General features: G+C 71.2%; 10 protein-coding genes. 7 read left to right on the forward strand and 3 right to left on the reverse strand.

Going from position 1 to position 15,850, the window contains the following annotated elements:
• Nucleotides 1–5 precede the first annotated feature (5 nt).
• Together HLI28_RS00585 and HLI28_RS00590 are read right to left on the reverse strand one after the other, a co-directional pair.
• Nucleotides 6–677 carry a ThuA domain-containing protein gene (locus HLI28_RS00585; protein ID WP_171245559.1) on the reverse strand — a complete coding sequence of 224 codons (672 nt, stop codon included), beginning with the start codon at nucleotides 675–677 and terminating at the stop codon, nucleotides 6–8.
• Entirely contained in the window at nucleotides 674–1,870 is a 1,197-nt protein-coding gene (locus tag HLI28_RS00590; RefSeq protein WP_171245574.1) for an ROK family protein, read from the reverse strand. The genes HLI28_RS00585 and HLI28_RS00590 overlap by 4 nt, the downstream gene beginning before the upstream one ends.
• A gap of 130 nt (nucleotides 1,871–2,000) precedes the next feature.
• Between HLI28_RS00590 and HLI28_RS00595 the strand changes: the two genes are divergently transcribed.
• The 7 genes from HLI28_RS00595 to HLI28_RS00625 all read left to right on the forward strand — a co-directional run bounded on the left by HLI28_RS00595 (nucleotide 2,001) and on the right by HLI28_RS00625 (nucleotide 14,944).
• Entirely contained in the window at nucleotides 2,001–3,521 is a 1,521-nt protein-coding gene (locus HLI28_RS00595) for a sugar ABC transporter ATP-binding protein (protein WP_171245560.1), read from the forward strand.
• On the forward strand, nucleotides 3,518–4,570 hold the full coding sequence (locus HLI28_RS00600) for an ABC transporter permease (RefSeq protein WP_171245561.1): 1,053 nt from the start codon (nucleotides 3,518–3,520) through the stop codon (nucleotides 4,568–4,570). The genes HLI28_RS00595 and HLI28_RS00600 overlap by 4 nt, the downstream gene beginning before the upstream one ends.
• Nucleotides 4,571–4,632: 62 nt before the next feature.
• A complete protein-coding gene (locus HLI28_RS00605) occupies nucleotides 4,633–5,703 on the forward strand; it encodes a substrate-binding domain-containing protein (RefSeq protein WP_171245562.1) in 1,071 nt (356 codons plus the stop codon).
• Nucleotides 5,704–5,807: 104 nt separating this feature from the next.
• Nucleotides 5,808–6,986 carry a Gfo/Idh/MocA family protein gene (locus HLI28_RS00610; protein ID WP_171245563.1) on the forward strand — a complete coding sequence of 393 codons (1,179 nt, stop codon included), beginning with the start codon at nucleotides 5,808–5,810 and terminating at the stop codon, nucleotides 6,984–6,986.
• Nucleotides 6,987–7,142: 156 nt separating this feature from the next.
• The gene (locus tag HLI28_RS00615; RefSeq protein WP_246246236.1) at nucleotides 7,143–13,067 is read left to right on the forward strand and encodes a ThuA domain-containing protein; all 5,925 of its coding nucleotides are present in this window, start codon (nucleotides 7,143–7,145) and stop codon (nucleotides 13,065–13,067) included.
• Between the two features lie 253 nt (nucleotides 13,068–13,320).
• On the forward strand, nucleotides 13,321–13,890 hold the full coding sequence (locus HLI28_RS00620; protein WP_171245564.1) for a hypothetical protein: 570 nt from the start codon (nucleotides 13,321–13,323) through the stop codon (nucleotides 13,888–13,890).
• Between the two features lie 52 nt (nucleotides 13,891–13,942).
• Nucleotides 13,943–14,944, forward strand: a complete 1,002-nt coding sequence (locus tag HLI28_RS00625) for a sugar phosphate isomerase/epimerase family protein (protein WP_171245565.1) — start codon at nucleotides 13,943–13,945, stop codon at nucleotides 14,942–14,944.
• 11 nt (nucleotides 14,945–14,955) lie between these two features.
• On the opposite strand, the gene HLI28_RS00630 is transcribed toward HLI28_RS00625, so the two are convergent.
• Entirely contained in the window at nucleotides 14,956–15,513 is a 558-nt protein-coding gene (locus HLI28_RS00630; RefSeq protein WP_171245566.1) for a GNAT family N-acetyltransferase, read from the reverse strand.
• Between the last annotated feature and the right edge of the window lie 337 nt (nucleotides 15,514–15,850).

Here is a 15,850-nt window from a genome sequence, read left to right on the forward strand (position 1 = left end):
GCCGGTCAGCGCGGGTCGCGTGCCGCCCAGAGCATGCCGCGCGAGATCACCTCGTGGATCGTGGGGTGCCGGACGTCCGCCACCGTGTGGCCGACGGTGCAGGCGAAGACCTTGCCCGCGCCCCAGCGACGGGTCCAGGCCACGGGGACCGTGGCCGGTTCGTGCCACGGCACGCCCGGCCGCACCTCGTGGGTCGTGGACATCAGGACGTCGCACAGGGGGTCGGACTGGACCCAGTACTGCTCGGTCGTGAGGTGCGCACGGGGGGCCAGCCCGGCGACGACGGGGTGGTCGGCGCGCTCGGGACGGACCACGACGTCGTGCTCGACGAGGTCGCCGGGGTGGGCGACGAACTGTCCGCCGACCAGGTGGTGGTAGTCGGTCGCGTTCCGGAAGGCGTCGAGGAGGCCGCCGTGCCAGCCGGCGAGCCCGGTGCCGTTCTCGACGGCCACCCGCAGGCCGTGCATCTCGTCGACGAGGATGTCACCCATCGTCCACGACTGGACGATCAGGTCGGTGCGCTCCATCGCCGTCTCGTCGGCGTAGACCTCGAGGGAGTCCTCGACCGAGACCTCGAACCCGGCGTCCTCGAGAACGGGGATGAAGACGTCCGTCGTCCCCACGGGGTCGTGCCCGTCCCAACCTCCGCGGACGACCAGGGCGGTGCGCGTGCTCACGAGTCCTCCTTGGCGGTGATGAGGGTGTCGATCGAGGCGGCCGAGAGGTACTGCTCGGTCACGAGGTGCGCCGCTCCGACGACACCTGCCTCGGCACCGGCCCCGGTGGTGGCGATCCGGAGATGCTGGGTCGCCAGCGGCAGCGAGCGCTGGTAGACGATCTCGCGGATCCCGGCCATGAGGTGCTCTCCGGCCTCGGAGAGGACGCCGCCGACGATGATGCGTGCCGGGTTGAGCAGGCTTACCGACGCGGCCAGGACGGTACCGATGTCCCGGCCCGCCTGGCGGACGGCCTGGCCCGCGGCGAGGTCGCCGGCGCGCACGAGGTCGACGATGTCGGCGGTGCTGCTGACCGCAGCACCCTGGTCCCGCAGCCGCGACGCGATCGCGGCGCCGCCGGCCACGGCTTCCAGGCACCCCGTGTTGCCGCAGCGGCACGGGATGTCGGCGGCGCGGGGCACCGTGACGTGGCCGAGGTCGCCGGCCGCGCCCTGGGCACCGCGACGGAGCTCCCCGTCCATGATGACGCCGGCGCCGATACCGGTCGCCACCTTGACGAACAGCAGGTCGCTCACGGTGGGGCACATCGTGCGGTGCTCGCCCAGCGCCATGATGTTGACGTCGTTGTCGACGAGGACCGGGGCACGGAGCCGGGCGTAGAGCTCGCCGGGGACGTCCGTGCCGTCCCAGCCGGGCATGATCGGAGGGTTGACCGGTCGGCCCGTGGTGTGGTCCACCGGCCCGGGGAGCCCGATGCCGATGCCGACGAGCTCGTCGGCCCGACGGCCCGCCCGGGCGATGACCTTGGCACCGGCCTCGGCCACCCAGTCGAGGACGCGCGTCGGGCCGTCGGCGATCGCGAGCGGCTCCTGGAGGTGCCCGATGGGCTCCCCGGCCAGATCGGTGACGGCGATCCGCGCGTGGGTCGCACCCAGGTCGACGCCGAGCACGATGCGCGACGTGGGGTCGAACGCGAACGTCGACGGTGGTCGTCCACCCGTGCTCGACGCCTCGCCGGCCGGGGCCAGCAACCCGATCTCGCGCAGCGCGTCGATGCGCGCCGCGACCGTGGAGCGTGCCTGCCCCGTGGCGGCGACCAACGCGGCGCGTGTGCGTGGCCTTCCGTCCCGGAGCAGCTGGAACATCGCTCCGGCCCCCGTGGGTCGTGGGGGGAACTTCGCCAGCCCTTCCATAAGCACAGTCAACCACGCCTCCTCTCTCTGTTGCATGTGTCGACGAACCGTGTATCACGGGGGGGTAACGATCCGAAAGTACCGGAACTTATGATTGACGTCGAACAGAAGGTGGCCCTATGGTCGTCGCATGGTCACCGAAGACCCCGCAGCGCCGCTGCTGCAGATGCAAGGGATCGTCAAGCACTTCCCGGGTGCCAAGGCGCTCGACGGAGTGGACCTCGACGTCCGTGCCGGCGAGGTCCACTGTCTGCTCGGCCAGAACGGCGCCGGGAAGTCCACTCTCATCAAGGTGCTGGCCGGGGCGCACCAGCCCACGGCCGGCACGATCCGGCTCGACGGCGACGAGATCGCCTTCCCGCACCCCGACACCGCGCTCGAGCACGGCGTGGCGACGATGTACCAGGAGCTCGACGTCGTCGACGGCCTCACCGTCGCCGAGAACATCTACCTGGGGCACGAGCTCGCGTCGGCCGGGTTCACGCTCCGCCGCTCCGCGGCGCAGCGGACCCGGCAGCTCATGGACCGGCTGGGGCACCCGGAGATCTCGCCGCACCGTGAGGTCGGCAGCCTGTCCGCCGCCGGGAAGCAGATCGTGTCGATGGCGCGGGCTCTGTCCCGCGACGCGCGGGTCATCGTCATGGACGAGCCGTCGGCGGTGCTCGACTCCGGCGAGGTCGACAACCTCTTCCGTGTCGTCGACGAGCTGACCGAGCAGGGCATCGCCATCGTCTACATCTCGCACCGCCTCGAGGAGATCCGCCGGATCGGCGACCGGATCACGGTCCTCAAGGACGGGGTCACGGTCGGTCGGAACCTGGACGTCTCCACGACGGCGACGGACGAGCTGATCAAGCTGATGACGGGCAAGAACGTCGAGTACGCGTTCCCGGAGCGTCCCGGCGTCCCGGACGACGCGCCCGTCCGGCTCGAGGTCACCGACCTCGCGCTGGCCGACGTCTTCTCGGACGTCTCCCTGACGGTCCGTGCCGGCGAGATCGTCGGCCTCGCCGGGCTCGTCGGGTCGGGGCGGTCCGAGATCCTCGAGACCATCTACGGGGCGCGCCGTGCGACCCGCGGCCGGGTGGAGCTGGACGGGAAGTCCTTGCGGCGCGGTTCGGTCGGAGCCGCCGTGGCCGCGGACATCGGCCTCGCCCCTGAGGAGCGCAAGAGCCAGGGGCTGCTGCTCGACGAGCCCGTCTATCGCAACGTCACCCTGTCGTCCTTCGCGCGGATCGCCCGGGGCGGCTGGCTCGACGAACGGGCCGAGAGGTCTGCCGCCGCAGAGCAGGCCGCGGCGCTCGAGCTCCGGCCGAACGACGTGGAACGGCCGATCCGCACGTTGTCGGGAGGGAATCAGCAGAAGGTCATGCTCGCCCGGTGGCTCGTCCACGGCTGCGAGGTGCTGCTGCTCGACGAGCCCACTCGCGGCGTCGACGTCGGAGCGCGGTCCGAGATCTACGACCTGGTGCGTCGCCTCGCCGACGCCGGCACCGCCGTCCTGGTCGTCTCCAGCGAGATCCCCGAAGTCCTGGGCCTGTCCGACCGTGTCCTCGTCGTCTCCGACGGGCAGGTCGTGCACGAGGGGCCCGCCGAGCAGATCGACGAGCACCAGGTGCTCGACATGGTCATGGAAGGAAGTGTCGCGTGAGCGAGCAGCAGACGTCGTCCGGTGCGGCGACCCACACACCCACGGCGCGGGCCGGGGGCCGCCGCACCCGCGGCAGGCTCCCCGGGCTCTCCGGCCTGTCCGGCGCGACCGTCCGCAACCTCGGGCTGGTCGCGGCCCTCCTCCTGCTGTGCCTGGTCGGGTTCCTCACCGGCGGGGACCGGTTCGCGAGCCTGACCAACCTCATGATCGTCCTGAGCCTCGCCGCCGTGACCGGGGTCATCGCGATCGGGATGACCTTCGTCATCACCACCGGTGGCATCGATCTCTCGGTCGGGTCCCTGCTCGGCCTGACGACGGTGTGGGCCTCGACCCTGGCCACCCAGACCATGGCCGACCAGTACGGCTGGATCGTCATGGTGGGCTGCGCGCTCCTGGTCGGGCTCGCCGCCGGACTCATCAATGGCGTGGTCATCGCCTACGGGAACGTCGTCGCCTTCATCGCGACCCTCGCCATGCTCGTCGCGGCCCGCGGGCTCGCCGAGCTCATCGCGAACCGCCGCACGCAGATCGTCGACCAGCCGTCCTTCGAGACCACGTTCCAGGGCGATCTGCTGGGTGTCCCGAAGATCGTCTGGATCTTCGTCGTCGTGGCCGTGGCGGGCTGGTTCCTGCTCAACCGGACCACCTTCGGCCGCCGTACCGTCGCCGTCGGCGGCAACCGGGAGGCGGCCCGCCTCGCCGGCATCGACGTCAAGCGTCACCTGATGTACGTCTACGGGCTCTCGGGCCTGACGGTCGGCATCGGTGGCGTCATGCTGCTCGCCCGGACCGGTGCCGGGTCGTCGACCAACGGCCTGCTCCTCGAGCTCGAGGTGATCGCCGCGGTCGTCGTCGGCGGCACCCTCCTCGTCGGCGGTCGCGGCACGATCGTCGGCACCGTGATCGGCGTCCTCATCTTCGCGACGCTCACCAACGTCTTCATCATCAACAACATCGACAGCTCGGTGCAGCAGATCGCCCGCGGGGCGATCATCGTCGCCGCCGTGCTGCTCCAGCAGCGTTTCGCCCGCCGTTCCAAGGCCGGCTAGCCGTCCCTGTCCCTCCGACCCCTACCCGTCCCAGCACGCACCGGACCGAATCGAGGAAGATCATGTCCGCACGTACCACCCGCCGCCGTCGTCTGATCGCGGCCCCGCTCGCCCTGGCCGCCTCGGCCGCCCTGCTGGCCGGTTGCGTCAGCAACGAACCGGCCGAGGAGGAGGGTGACTCCGGGGAGACGAGCTCCGAGGAGGGCTCCGCCGGCGGCACCATGAACGACGAGCCCGGGGACACCGTCACCATCGGCTTCTCGGCCCCGGCGGCCGACCACGGCTGGATGGGCGCCATCACCTCGGCCGCCGTGGACACCGCCGACCAGTACGAGGACGTCGAGCTGCGTGTCGCGGAAGGCACGAACGACGTCAACGTGCAGATCAGCCAGATCGAGACGTTCATCGCCGACGGCGTGGACGCCATCGTGCTGCTGCCGTTCGACGGCGCCGCGCTCACCGACGTCGCGACCGAGGCCATGGACGCCGGGATCCCCGTCATCAACGTCGACCGGGAGTTCTCCAGCCCGTTCGCCGCACGGTCCACCGTGCTCGGCGACAACTACGGCATGGGGGTCAGCGCCGGCACCTACATCTGCGAGCAGCTCGGTGACCAGCCCGACGCCGTCGTCGCGGAGATCCAGGGCATCGCCTCGCTGCCGCTGACGCAGGACCGGTCGCAGGGCTTCGCGGACGCGCTGTCCGACTGCGGCCTCGACGTCGACAACCAGGTCTCGGCCGAGTTCACCGTCCAGAGCGGTGAGCAGGTCACGGCGAACCTGCTGCAGGCCGCCCCGGAGATCGACGCCATCTGGAACCACGACGACGACCAGGGTGTCGGAGTCCTCCAGGCGATCGAGAACGCCGGCCGCGACGAGTTCTTCATGGTCGGCGGCGCCGGTTCGCTCGACGTGATGGAGCACATCCAGTCCGGTGACACCGTGCTGCAGGCCACTGTCGTGTACCCGTCCACCCAGGCGGCGGACGGCATCAAGCTGGCCCGGCTGGTCGCGCAGGAGAAGGACCTGGACGACCTCGCGTCGTCGTCCGTCCCGCGCACCGTCCAGCTCTTCGCACCGGTCGTCACGGCGGACAACGTCGATCAGTTCATGGACATCGGGTTCCGTTCCTGACCCGACCTGGACGACACCCCCCGGCGGCGGGGCGCAGCGCCCCGCCGCCGCGGTCTTGCCCGACGGCGGGACCGGCCGCACGAGGAACGAAAGGACACTCACCAATGGCTGCAGCAGACCGCGCCCGCCTGGGCGTCGGCATGGTCGGCTACTCGTTCATGGGCGCCGCGCACTCCCACGCGTGGCGTACCGCACCCCGCTTCTTCGACCTGCCGATGCGCACCGAGATGACGGCGGTGGCCGGACGGAACCGGGAGAAGGTCACCGCCGCGGCGGAGCGGCTCGGCTGGGAGTCCGCCGAGACCGACTGGCGTCGGTTGCTCGAGCGGGACGACATCGACCTCGTCGACATCTGCACTCCCGGCAGCACGCACGCCGAGATCGCGATCGCCGCGCTGGACGCCGGCAAGCACGTGCTGTGCGAGAAGCCGCTGGCCAACTCGGTCGCCGAGGCCGAGCAGATGGTGGCGGCCGCGGACCGCGCCGCGCGCCGCGGGGTGCACGCGATGGTCGGGTTCACCTACCGCCGCGTCCCCGCGATCCAGCTCGCACGGCAGCTCGTCGTCGACGGGCGCATCGGCGAGATCCGCCACGTGCGCGCGCAGTACCTGCAGGACTGGCTCTCGGACCCGTCGACCCCGTTGAACTGGCGGCTCGACAAGGACAAGGCAGGGTCCGGCGCGCTGGGTGACATCGGCGCGCACGTCGTCGACCTCACGCAGTTCGTCACCGGCGAGCTGCTCACGGGCGTCGCCGGCATGCTCGAGACGTTCGTCAGCGAACGTCCGGTCGCCACCGAGTTCTCGGGTCTGTCCGGCTCCGGTGGCGCGGAGACCGGACCCGTCACCGTCGACGACGCCGCCGTCTTCTTCGGCCGCATGTCGGGCGGCGCGATGGCGACCTACGAGGCCACCCGCTACGCCGCCGGCCGCAAGAACGCGATCCGCATCGAGATCAACGGCTCTGCCGGGTCTCTCGCGTTCGACTTCGAGGACATGAACGTCCTGCACTTCTACGACGCGTCCGAGTCGGCGACGACGGCGGGCTTCCGCCGCATCGTGGTCACCGAGCCCGAGCACCGGTACATCGGGGCCTGGTGGCCGGCCGGGCACGGGTTGGGCTACGAGCACGCCTTCACGCACCAGGTCGTCGACCTGGTGGGCGCGCTGGCGGACGGTGCCGACCCGGCGCCGTCGTTCGCCGACGGTCTGGACGTCCAGCGGGTGCTGGACGCCGTGGAGCGCAGCGCGGCGGAGCAGCACCGCTGGATCAAGCTGCCCTGACGGACCTGCCCGGCCGACCTGGAAGGTCCCCGGTCCGCGAGTGGAGAGGAGCATGCCCGGGACCGGGGCGAGCAGTACTGACCGGAACGACCCGGTGACTCACGACGTCAGGGCCGACGCGTGGCGCACCCGGAGCGCAGCCAGACCCGTTCGACGATGACGACGAAGGAGATCTTGGTGAGTAGAAGGCTCTGGGGAGCCACGAGCGTGGGGGGACGGCTCCTCGCCGTCGCCGCCGCACTCGCGGTCGCAGCTCCCATCACCGTCGCCGGCGCCACGCCGGCCGTCGCGGCAGCACCTGCCGCTCCGACCGGACCGCTCGCCGCGGCACCGGCCGAGTCCGACCCGTTCGACGTGCTCGTCTTCTCCAAGACGGCCGGTTTCCGCCACGGTTCGATCCCGGCGGGCGTCGCCGCGATCGAGCAGCTCGGGACCGAGCACGGGTTCTCCGTGGACGCCACGGAGGACGCCGGTGCGTTCACCGACGAGAACCTCGCGAACTACGACGTCGTGGCGTGGCTCTCGACGACGGGCGACGTGCTGGACGCCGACCAGCAGGCCGCGTTCGAGCGCTACATCCAGAACGGCGGTGGGTACGCCGGCATCCACGCGGCGTCCGACACCGAGTACGACTGGCCCTGGTACGGCGAGCTCGTCGGTGCCTACTTCAACTCCCACCCCCAGAACCAGGACGCCACGGTCAAGGTCGAGGATCACGTCCACGCCTCCACCGAGCACCTGCCGGAGCGGTGGGAGCGGTTCGACGAGTGGTACAACTTCCGCACCGACCCGCGTGACGACGTGCACGTGCTCGCGTCCCTGGACGAGTCCACGTACGACGCCGGCAGCGGCGCGATGGGTGCCGAGCACCCGACCGCGTGGTGCCAGGCCTACGACGGCGGCCGGTCCTGGTACACCGGCGGCGGCCACACCGATGCCTCCTACAGCGAGCCGGAGTTCCTCGAGCACCTGCTCGGCGGTCTGCAGACGGCGGCCGGGGTCGTGGACTCCGACTGCGCGGCCACGCAGAGCGACAGCTACGAGATGGTGCCGCTCGACGAGGACACCGCCAACCCGATGATGCTGGACGTGGCCCCTGACGGCACCGTCTTCTACGTCGAGCGGGACGGTCGCGTGCGAGTGATCGACCCGGAGTCGAACACCACCAGCACCGCGATGACGTTGGCGGTCACCCAGTCGAACGAGGACGGGCTGACCGGCGTCGTGCTGGACCCCGACTTCGCCACCAACGGATGGGTCTACCTGTTCTGGTCCCCGGAGGACGTCGGGGAGGACGGCCCGCACAACCGCGTCTCGCGGTTCGACTTCGACGCCGCGTCGGGCACCATCGACCCGGCGACGGAGGAGACGGTGCTGGTCATCCCGACGCAGCGCCAGACCTGCTGCCACGCGGGCGGCGACATGGTCTTCGACTCCGCGGGCAACCTGTACGTGGCGACCGGTGACAACACGAACCCGTTCGAGTCGCAGGGTTACGCGCCGCTGGACGAGCGCGACGGCCGGGAGAACTACGACTCCCAGCGGACGTCGGCCAACAGCAACGACCTGCGCGGCAAGATCCTGCGCATCACCCCGCAGGACTCCGGCGGCTACACGATCCCCGAGGGCAACATGTTCGCCCCGGGCACGGCGGACACGCTGCCGGAGATCTACGCGATGGGGTTCCGCAACCCGTTCCGCATCGGCGTCGACCCGACGACCGACAACGTGCTCGTCGCGGACTACGGCCCGGACGCCGGCTCGGCGAACCCGGACCGCGGCCCGGCCGGGACCGTCGAGTGGAACGTCGTGAGCGAGACCGGCTTCTACGGCTGGCCCTACTGCACCGGTGACAACAACGCCTACCACGCGTACGACTTCGCCACCGGGCAGTCCGGTGCGGAGTTCGACTGCGCCGGCGGCCCCGTCAACGACTCCCCGCACAACACGGGGATCACCCAGCTCCCGCCGGCCGTCGAGGCCGAGGTCTGGTACGGCTACTCCACCAACCCGCTGTTCCCCGAGATCGGTGGCGGCGGAGCGCCCATGGGCGGCCCGGTCTACACCTACGACGCCGAGCTCGACTCGGACGTGAAGTGGCCGGAGTACTGGGACGGCAAGGCCCTGTTCGGCGAGTGGAACCAGGGGCGCATGTACTCGTTCCAGCTCGCGGGCGAGCAGCGTGACGACCTGGTCGACATCAACCGCATCCTGCCGGGCGTCTTCGACCCGAGCGTCGGCTTCGACCGTCCGATGGACTTCGACTTCGGTCCGGACGGCGCGCTGTACGTCGTCGACTGGGGTTCGGGATTCGGCGGCAACAACGACAGCTCGGGCGTCTACCGGGTCAACTACGTCGAGGGCGACCCGGCGCCGATCGCGAGGGCGTCCGCGGACGTCACCGACGGACTCGCCCCGCTCACGGTGCAGTTCTCCTCGGAGGGGACCCGGCACCCGTCCGGCGACCCGATCACGCTGCAGTGGACCTTCGGCGACGGCTCGGAGCCCAGCACCGAGGCGAACCCGACGCACACCTACACCGAGAACGGCAGCTACACCGCCCAGCTCGTCGCCACCGACGAGTCGGGGCAGACCGGCGTCGCGAACGTGACGGTCGTGGTCGGCAACGTCGCACCCGAGGTCAGCATCACCTTCCCCGAGAACGGAGGGTTCTTCGAGTGGGGCGACCAGGTCGTCTACGAGATCGACGTCAACGACCCGGACGGTGACGTCGCCTGCGAGGACGTCTCGCTGTTCACCTCGCTCGGGCACGACTCGCACGCGCACCCGTTCGACGAGCTGACCGGCTGCTCGGGCGTCATCCAGACCGCCCGCGACGAGGGTCACGGCATCGAGTCGAACATCTTCTGGGTGATCGAGGCGTTCTACACCGACGACGGCGGCGACGCCGGCGCGCCGCTGACCACCACCGACCTGCAGGTGCTCCAGCCCAAGCTGGTCCAGTCGGAGTTCTTCACGGCCACCGGTCGTGCGGACGGCATCGGCGACGGTACGGGGGACCCGGGCGTCCAGATCGAGGAGACCGGTGACAGCGCCGGCGGCGGCCAGAACATCGGCTACATCGAGCCCGGTGACTTCTGGGCCCACGAGCCGGTCAGCCTGGCGAACGTGGACGCGATCTCGCTGCGGGCGGCGTCCGCCGGCGGCGGCGGTGAGGTCTCGGTGCGCTGGGACGCTCCCGACGGTCCCGAGATCGGCTCGATCACGGTGCCCGACACGGGTGACTGGCAGCAGTACGTCGACGTGTCCACCGAGCTGACGAACGTTCCCGGTGGGTCCGGATCGCTGCACTTTGTGCTGCTGTCCGGCGGGATCAACGCCAACTGGATGGAGATCGACGGACGCGGTGTCACCGACAACGAGCGGCCGGAGGTCCAGCTGACGGTCGACCCGCTGGCGGGCGACGCTCCGCTGACCGTCTCGGCGACCGCCGACGCCACCGACCCGGACGGGATGGGCGAGCTCTCCTACGCCTGGGACGTCGGTCTCGGCGACGGATTCGTCGAGGGCGGCTCGGCCACCCTGGAGCACACCTACGACGAACCGGGCACGTACCGGCTCCAGGTGCGCGTCACGGACGAGGGCGGCGCCTACGCCGTCGAGTACGTCGAGGTGGAGGTCTCGGGCACGACGCCGGAGCCGACCCTGTGCCTGTCCGGCCGGTCGGACGACTTCCTCGGGGACGAGCTCGACCCGGAGCGGTGGACCGTGCTCGACCGCAACCAGGACCTGCAGGTCGCCGACGGGGTCCTCACGATTCCGGCGACGGCCACGGACATCTACGGCACGGACAACGTCACGGTGCCGAACCTCGTCCTGCAGGACCTGCCCGACGGTCCGTTCACGGCGACCGCCAAGGTGACGATCCCGGCCTACGCGCAGTACCAGCAGGCCGGTCTGCTGATCTACGGCGACGCGGACAACTACGCGAAGATGGTCCTCGAGGGCCGCTCGTCACCGGGCGACCCCGCGACGCGCATCTTCCAGTACATCCGTGAGGAGGACGGCGCCCCGAACGAGGTCGGCGACTCCAACACCGCCGCGCTCGGCGCCGACTACCCGGACACGGTGTACGTGCGGCTGTCCAGCAGCGACGGCGACGACCTGACGGCGTCGTACTCGGACGACGGCATGGAGTTCACGTCCATGCCGGAGACCAAGTCGCTGACCGGGATCGACGACCCGCAGATCGGGCTCGTCGCCCTGGCGGGCACCGGCTCGTCGGCGGAGATCGTGGACGCCGAGTTCGACTGGTTCCACATCACCCCGGACGACACGGCCGCGGCCCCCGGTCCCGACGACGAGTTCGAGGGCGACGCCCTCGACACCTGCCGCTGGGACGTGGTGCGCGAGGACCCGACGGGCTACCGGGTCACCGGTGGCGCGCTGGAGATCGACACCACGGCCACCGACATCTACACCGGCGACAACACCAGCACGCCGAACATCGTCGTGCAGGACCAGCCGGAGGGTGACTGGACCGTCGAGACCGTCGTCGACGGGTCGACGTTCGACCAGCAGTACCAGCAGGGCGGTCTGATCGTCTACGGCGACGACGACAACTACGTCAAGCTCGACCTCGTGACCGACAACGCGGCGGGCGACCCCGTCACGCAGCGTCTCGAGCTCCGCAGCGAGGTCGACGCCGTCGTGCAGGACCCGCAGCCTGGCGTGGAGGAGCTCACGTCGTCGGTGTGGCACCTGCGGCTGACGAAGTCGGGGACGACGTTCTCGGCCGAGTACAGCGCGGACGGCGAGGACTGGACGTCCTTCGCCGACGCGGTGACACACGAGGGTCTGCAGGACGCCCGGGTGGGGCTGTACGCCCTCGGGGCCTCGCAGCAGTCGGTGGCCACGGCGTCGTTCGACTACTTCCGCGTGCTCGGCTCCGCCGAGCCGCTCGAGGTGGTCGCGTTGCTCGACCCGTCGGAGCCGGACGGCCCGGACGGGCAGTGGCTCGGCCCGGTGACCGTCACGGTGGAGACCACCGGTGGACCTGAGGGTGCTCAGGTCTACCGCGAGGTCAACGTCGACGACGGTGGCTGGGCGGAGTACACCGCTCCGCTCGAGATCTCCGCAGCCGGCGCCCACACCGTCCAGGTGCGGGCCTCGGCGGGCGACGAGTCCGTGACCGGCGAGACGATCGAGCTCACGATCGCCGAGCCCGAGCTGACGGAGGCGACCCCCGCGGTCGAGCTCACCCAGCCGACCTGCTCCTTCGACGACGACGGCGCCACCGTCGTGTCGAACGGTGCGGTCCTGGGGGTGGGGACCGAAGGTGTCGAGCGCTACGTGGTGCGGGCTGCCGACGACCTCGGCACCTACATCGGCGACGGGTCGGACCTGCCGCCGGGTGACTACGTGGTGCGGGCCTGGCCCGCCGACGGCTACGAGCTCGTGGCCGCCGAGGGCTGGTCGGAGATCTTCCAGGGCCGCCTGCAGACGACCGTGACCCTGGCCGAGCCGGACTGCCCGGTCGTGCCGGCGGTCGAGACCGTCCAGCCGACGTGCTCCTACGACGCGGACGGGGCGGAGGTCGTCACCGGCGGCTCCCTGCTCCCGGCCGACCTCGACGGTGTGCGGTCCTACGTGGTGCGGGAGTGGGTCGACGGCTCGGCCGGCGACCGCCTGGACGACCTGGACGACCTGGCTCCCGGGGAGTACCGGGTCGCCGCCCGACCGGCCGACGGGTTCTTCCTCGTCGGTGAGGGTGACTGGAAGGTCCGGGACAACGGGCTCGCCGTGCTCTTCGTGACGCTCGAGGAGCCGGAGTGCCCCGACCCGAACACCCCGGACGTGGCGGTCGAGGCCGCCACGTGCGACGCCGGCGGCTCGATCTCGCCGGAGACGCTGCCGGGGGTGCGCAGCTACACCGTGCACCGGTGGGTCGACGGCTCGGCGGACGGCAAGGTCAAGGAGCTCGACGACCTCGCCCCCGGCGACTACCGGATCATCGCCTCGCCCGAGCGGAAGACCGAGCTCACGGTCACCGGCGACTGGACGCTCAGCCCCTCGGGCAAGGCGCGGCTAATCGCCACCGTCGAGGAGGTGTGCGACTGAGGGACCGGGGTGTGCGCCGGAGGCCCTGATCCCCGGCGCACACCCCTCGCCAGACCGCCGGCGGCGAGCACTGCTGCGCCGAAGCCCTGCGGACGACCCCGGCCCAGGGCGTCCGCGGGGTGCAGCGGGGCAGCCGCCGGCATCGGCCGACCACGGTCGGCCGACCCTCGGTACGGGACGGATGCGCTCCGGTCCCGTGCCGAGGGCTCTCGGGGCCCGTGCCGACGGGTCGACGTCATGAAGGAGCAGGACGATGAGAAGGATCGCTCGAGCGGGCGCCGTGACGGCGCTCGCGCTCGGAGTGGGCATGGGACCGGCGCTCGGTCCGGCCTCGGCGCACGGCGGGGAGATCGACGTCGCGCTCGGCACCGACGGCGGCGGGGGCGTCTCCGCGTCGTTGGTTTGGGCCGGCGACGGGCATCCCGTGGAGGAGTCCGCCGTCGTCGTCGTCCGGGCCGTGTCCGACGGCGGCGAGGAGGTCGGGCCGGTGACCCTGGTGTCGGCGTCCGAGGGCGTCGGCTGGTACCGCTCCGACGCCGAGCTGCTCGACGAGGGCCATTGGACGCTGACAGCCCAGGTGGAGGAACCGGAGAAGGTCGAGGTGTCGACGGAGGTCGACGTCGTGGCGCCGGCCGAGGCGCCCGCCGCGACCGACGAGCCGGACGAACCCCGGAGCGCGGAGGGTGACGCGGCGATGGCGGACGACTCCGCGTCGTCGCAGACCTTCCCGGCGGGGCTGCCCGGGTGGACCGGCTGGGCCCTGGTGGCGCTCGCGGCCGCCGGCGTCGCAGCCGTGACTCTTCGGTGGCGCCGCCGTCGATGACTGGATCAGGGGCCCGGCACCGTCGGGTCCGGGACGAACGAGAGGAAGAACGATGACACGACCGATCAGCCTGTTCACCGGGCAGTGGGCGGACCTGCCCCTGGAGGAGGTGGCCGGACATGCCGCGAAGTGGGGGTACGACGGCCTGGAGCTGGCCTGCTGGGGCGACCATCTCGACGTGTCTCGGTGGGACGACGCCGACTACGTCCAGGGCCGCCAGGACCTGATGGCCCGGCACGGGCTGCAGATCGTGGCGATCTCGAACCATCTGACCGGCCAGGCGGTCTGCGACGACCCGATCGACCGGCGGCACCAGGAGATCCTGGCGCCGGAGATCTGGGGCGACGGCGACCCGGAGGGCGTCCGGCAGCGGGCGGCCGAGGCGATGAAGGACACCGCGCGCATGGCCGCGAAGCTCGGCGTGCGGACCGTCGTCGGCTTCACCGGGTCCTCCATCTGGAAGACCGTGGCGATGTTCCCGCCGGTCCCGGCCGACATGGTCGAGGCGGGGTACCAGGACTTCGCCGACCGCTGGAACCCGATCCTCGACGTCTTCGAGGAGGTCGGCGTCCGCTTCGCCCTCGAGGTCCACCCGAGCGAGATCGCCTACGACTACTGGACGACGCAGCGGACGCTCGAGGCGATCGGGCACCGGGAGTCCTTCGGCCTCAACTGGGACCCGAGCCACATGGTCTGGCAGGACGTCGATCCCGTGGGCTTCCTGTGGGACTTCCAGGACCGCATCTACCACGCGCACTGCAAGGACACGAAGAAGCGCCTGAACGGTCGCAACGGTCGGCTGTCGTCCCACCTGGCGTGGGCCGACCCGCGGCGGGGCTGGGACTTCATCTCCACCGGCCACGGCGACGTGCCGTGGGAGGACTCCTTCCGGATGCTCAACGCCATCGGGTACGACGGCCCGCTGTCGGTGGAGTGGGAGGACGCCGGCATGGACCGCCTCGTCGGGGCGCCCGAGGGACTGGAGTTCGTGCGCCGGCTCGCGTTCGACCCGCCGGACGCAGCCTTCGACGCGGCCTTCTCCACGAAGGACTGAGGCCGACCCGCTCACTCCACGGGGGTGTGCAGCATGACCACGTCGTCGTGCTGCACACCCCCGACGTCATAGGTGCGGGCGCCGATCACGGCGAACCCGTGCTTGCGGTAGAAGGCCTGGGCGCGGGCGTTGTCCCCGTTGGTCCCCAGCCAGAGCGGCAGCCCGGGCGCGAGCTCGCGGGCGGCCTCGACGGCCCCGGTCATCAGGACGCCGGCCGTCCCGTCACCCATCCGGTCGGGATGGACGTAGATCTTCGACAGCTCGACGTACGGTCCCGCGCCGACGGCCGTCCGCAGCGCCTCGCGCTCGGCGGCGCCGTTCGGTTCGCCCCGCAGCAGCAGCGCGTAGCCGACGAGTCCGCCGGCGTCGGCGACGAGGAGGGAGCAGTCGTCGGCCCGGATCCAGCTGCGGAAGGTCTCGGGCGTGAGCCGGTGCGCGATGTGGTGGGCCATGGTGACGGTCGAGGTCCCGGGCGGGCACGCGAGGGGGAACGTCAGGGCCGCGAGCCAGGCGACCTCGGCAGCCTCCTCCGCGCGGGCGGGACGGGCGACGACGGGTGGTGCGCTCACGGTGCGAACCTAGCGCGAACCGCCTCGTTCCGCGGCGCAGTCCACCCTGCACGACCTGCGACGACGGTGTCGGCGGTCACTGTGCGCCGGGTCACCCCGCACGGGCTTGGACTCGGTGCCGGGGACGTGTAATGTTCTTTCACGTCAGCCCGACAGGGAACGGACACCGCGAGGTGGCCGCCGGGGCTGAAACTCTCCTCGAACGGACAGGACGCTTCGTGCGCCCCTCGGACGAGGCAGGGGCCTGACCTCGAGCAGGTCGCTCACCGGTTCGCAGTAGCGAGTTGGACAGGGCGGATCGGTTCGGGTAAGGTTGAAGGGTTGCCCCGGACGGGGT

It is taken from the genome of Isoptericola sediminis (genome assembly GCF_013085345.1).
Lineage (GTDB): Bacteria > Actinomycetota > Actinomycetes > Actinomycetales > Cellulomonadaceae > Isoptericola > Isoptericola sediminis.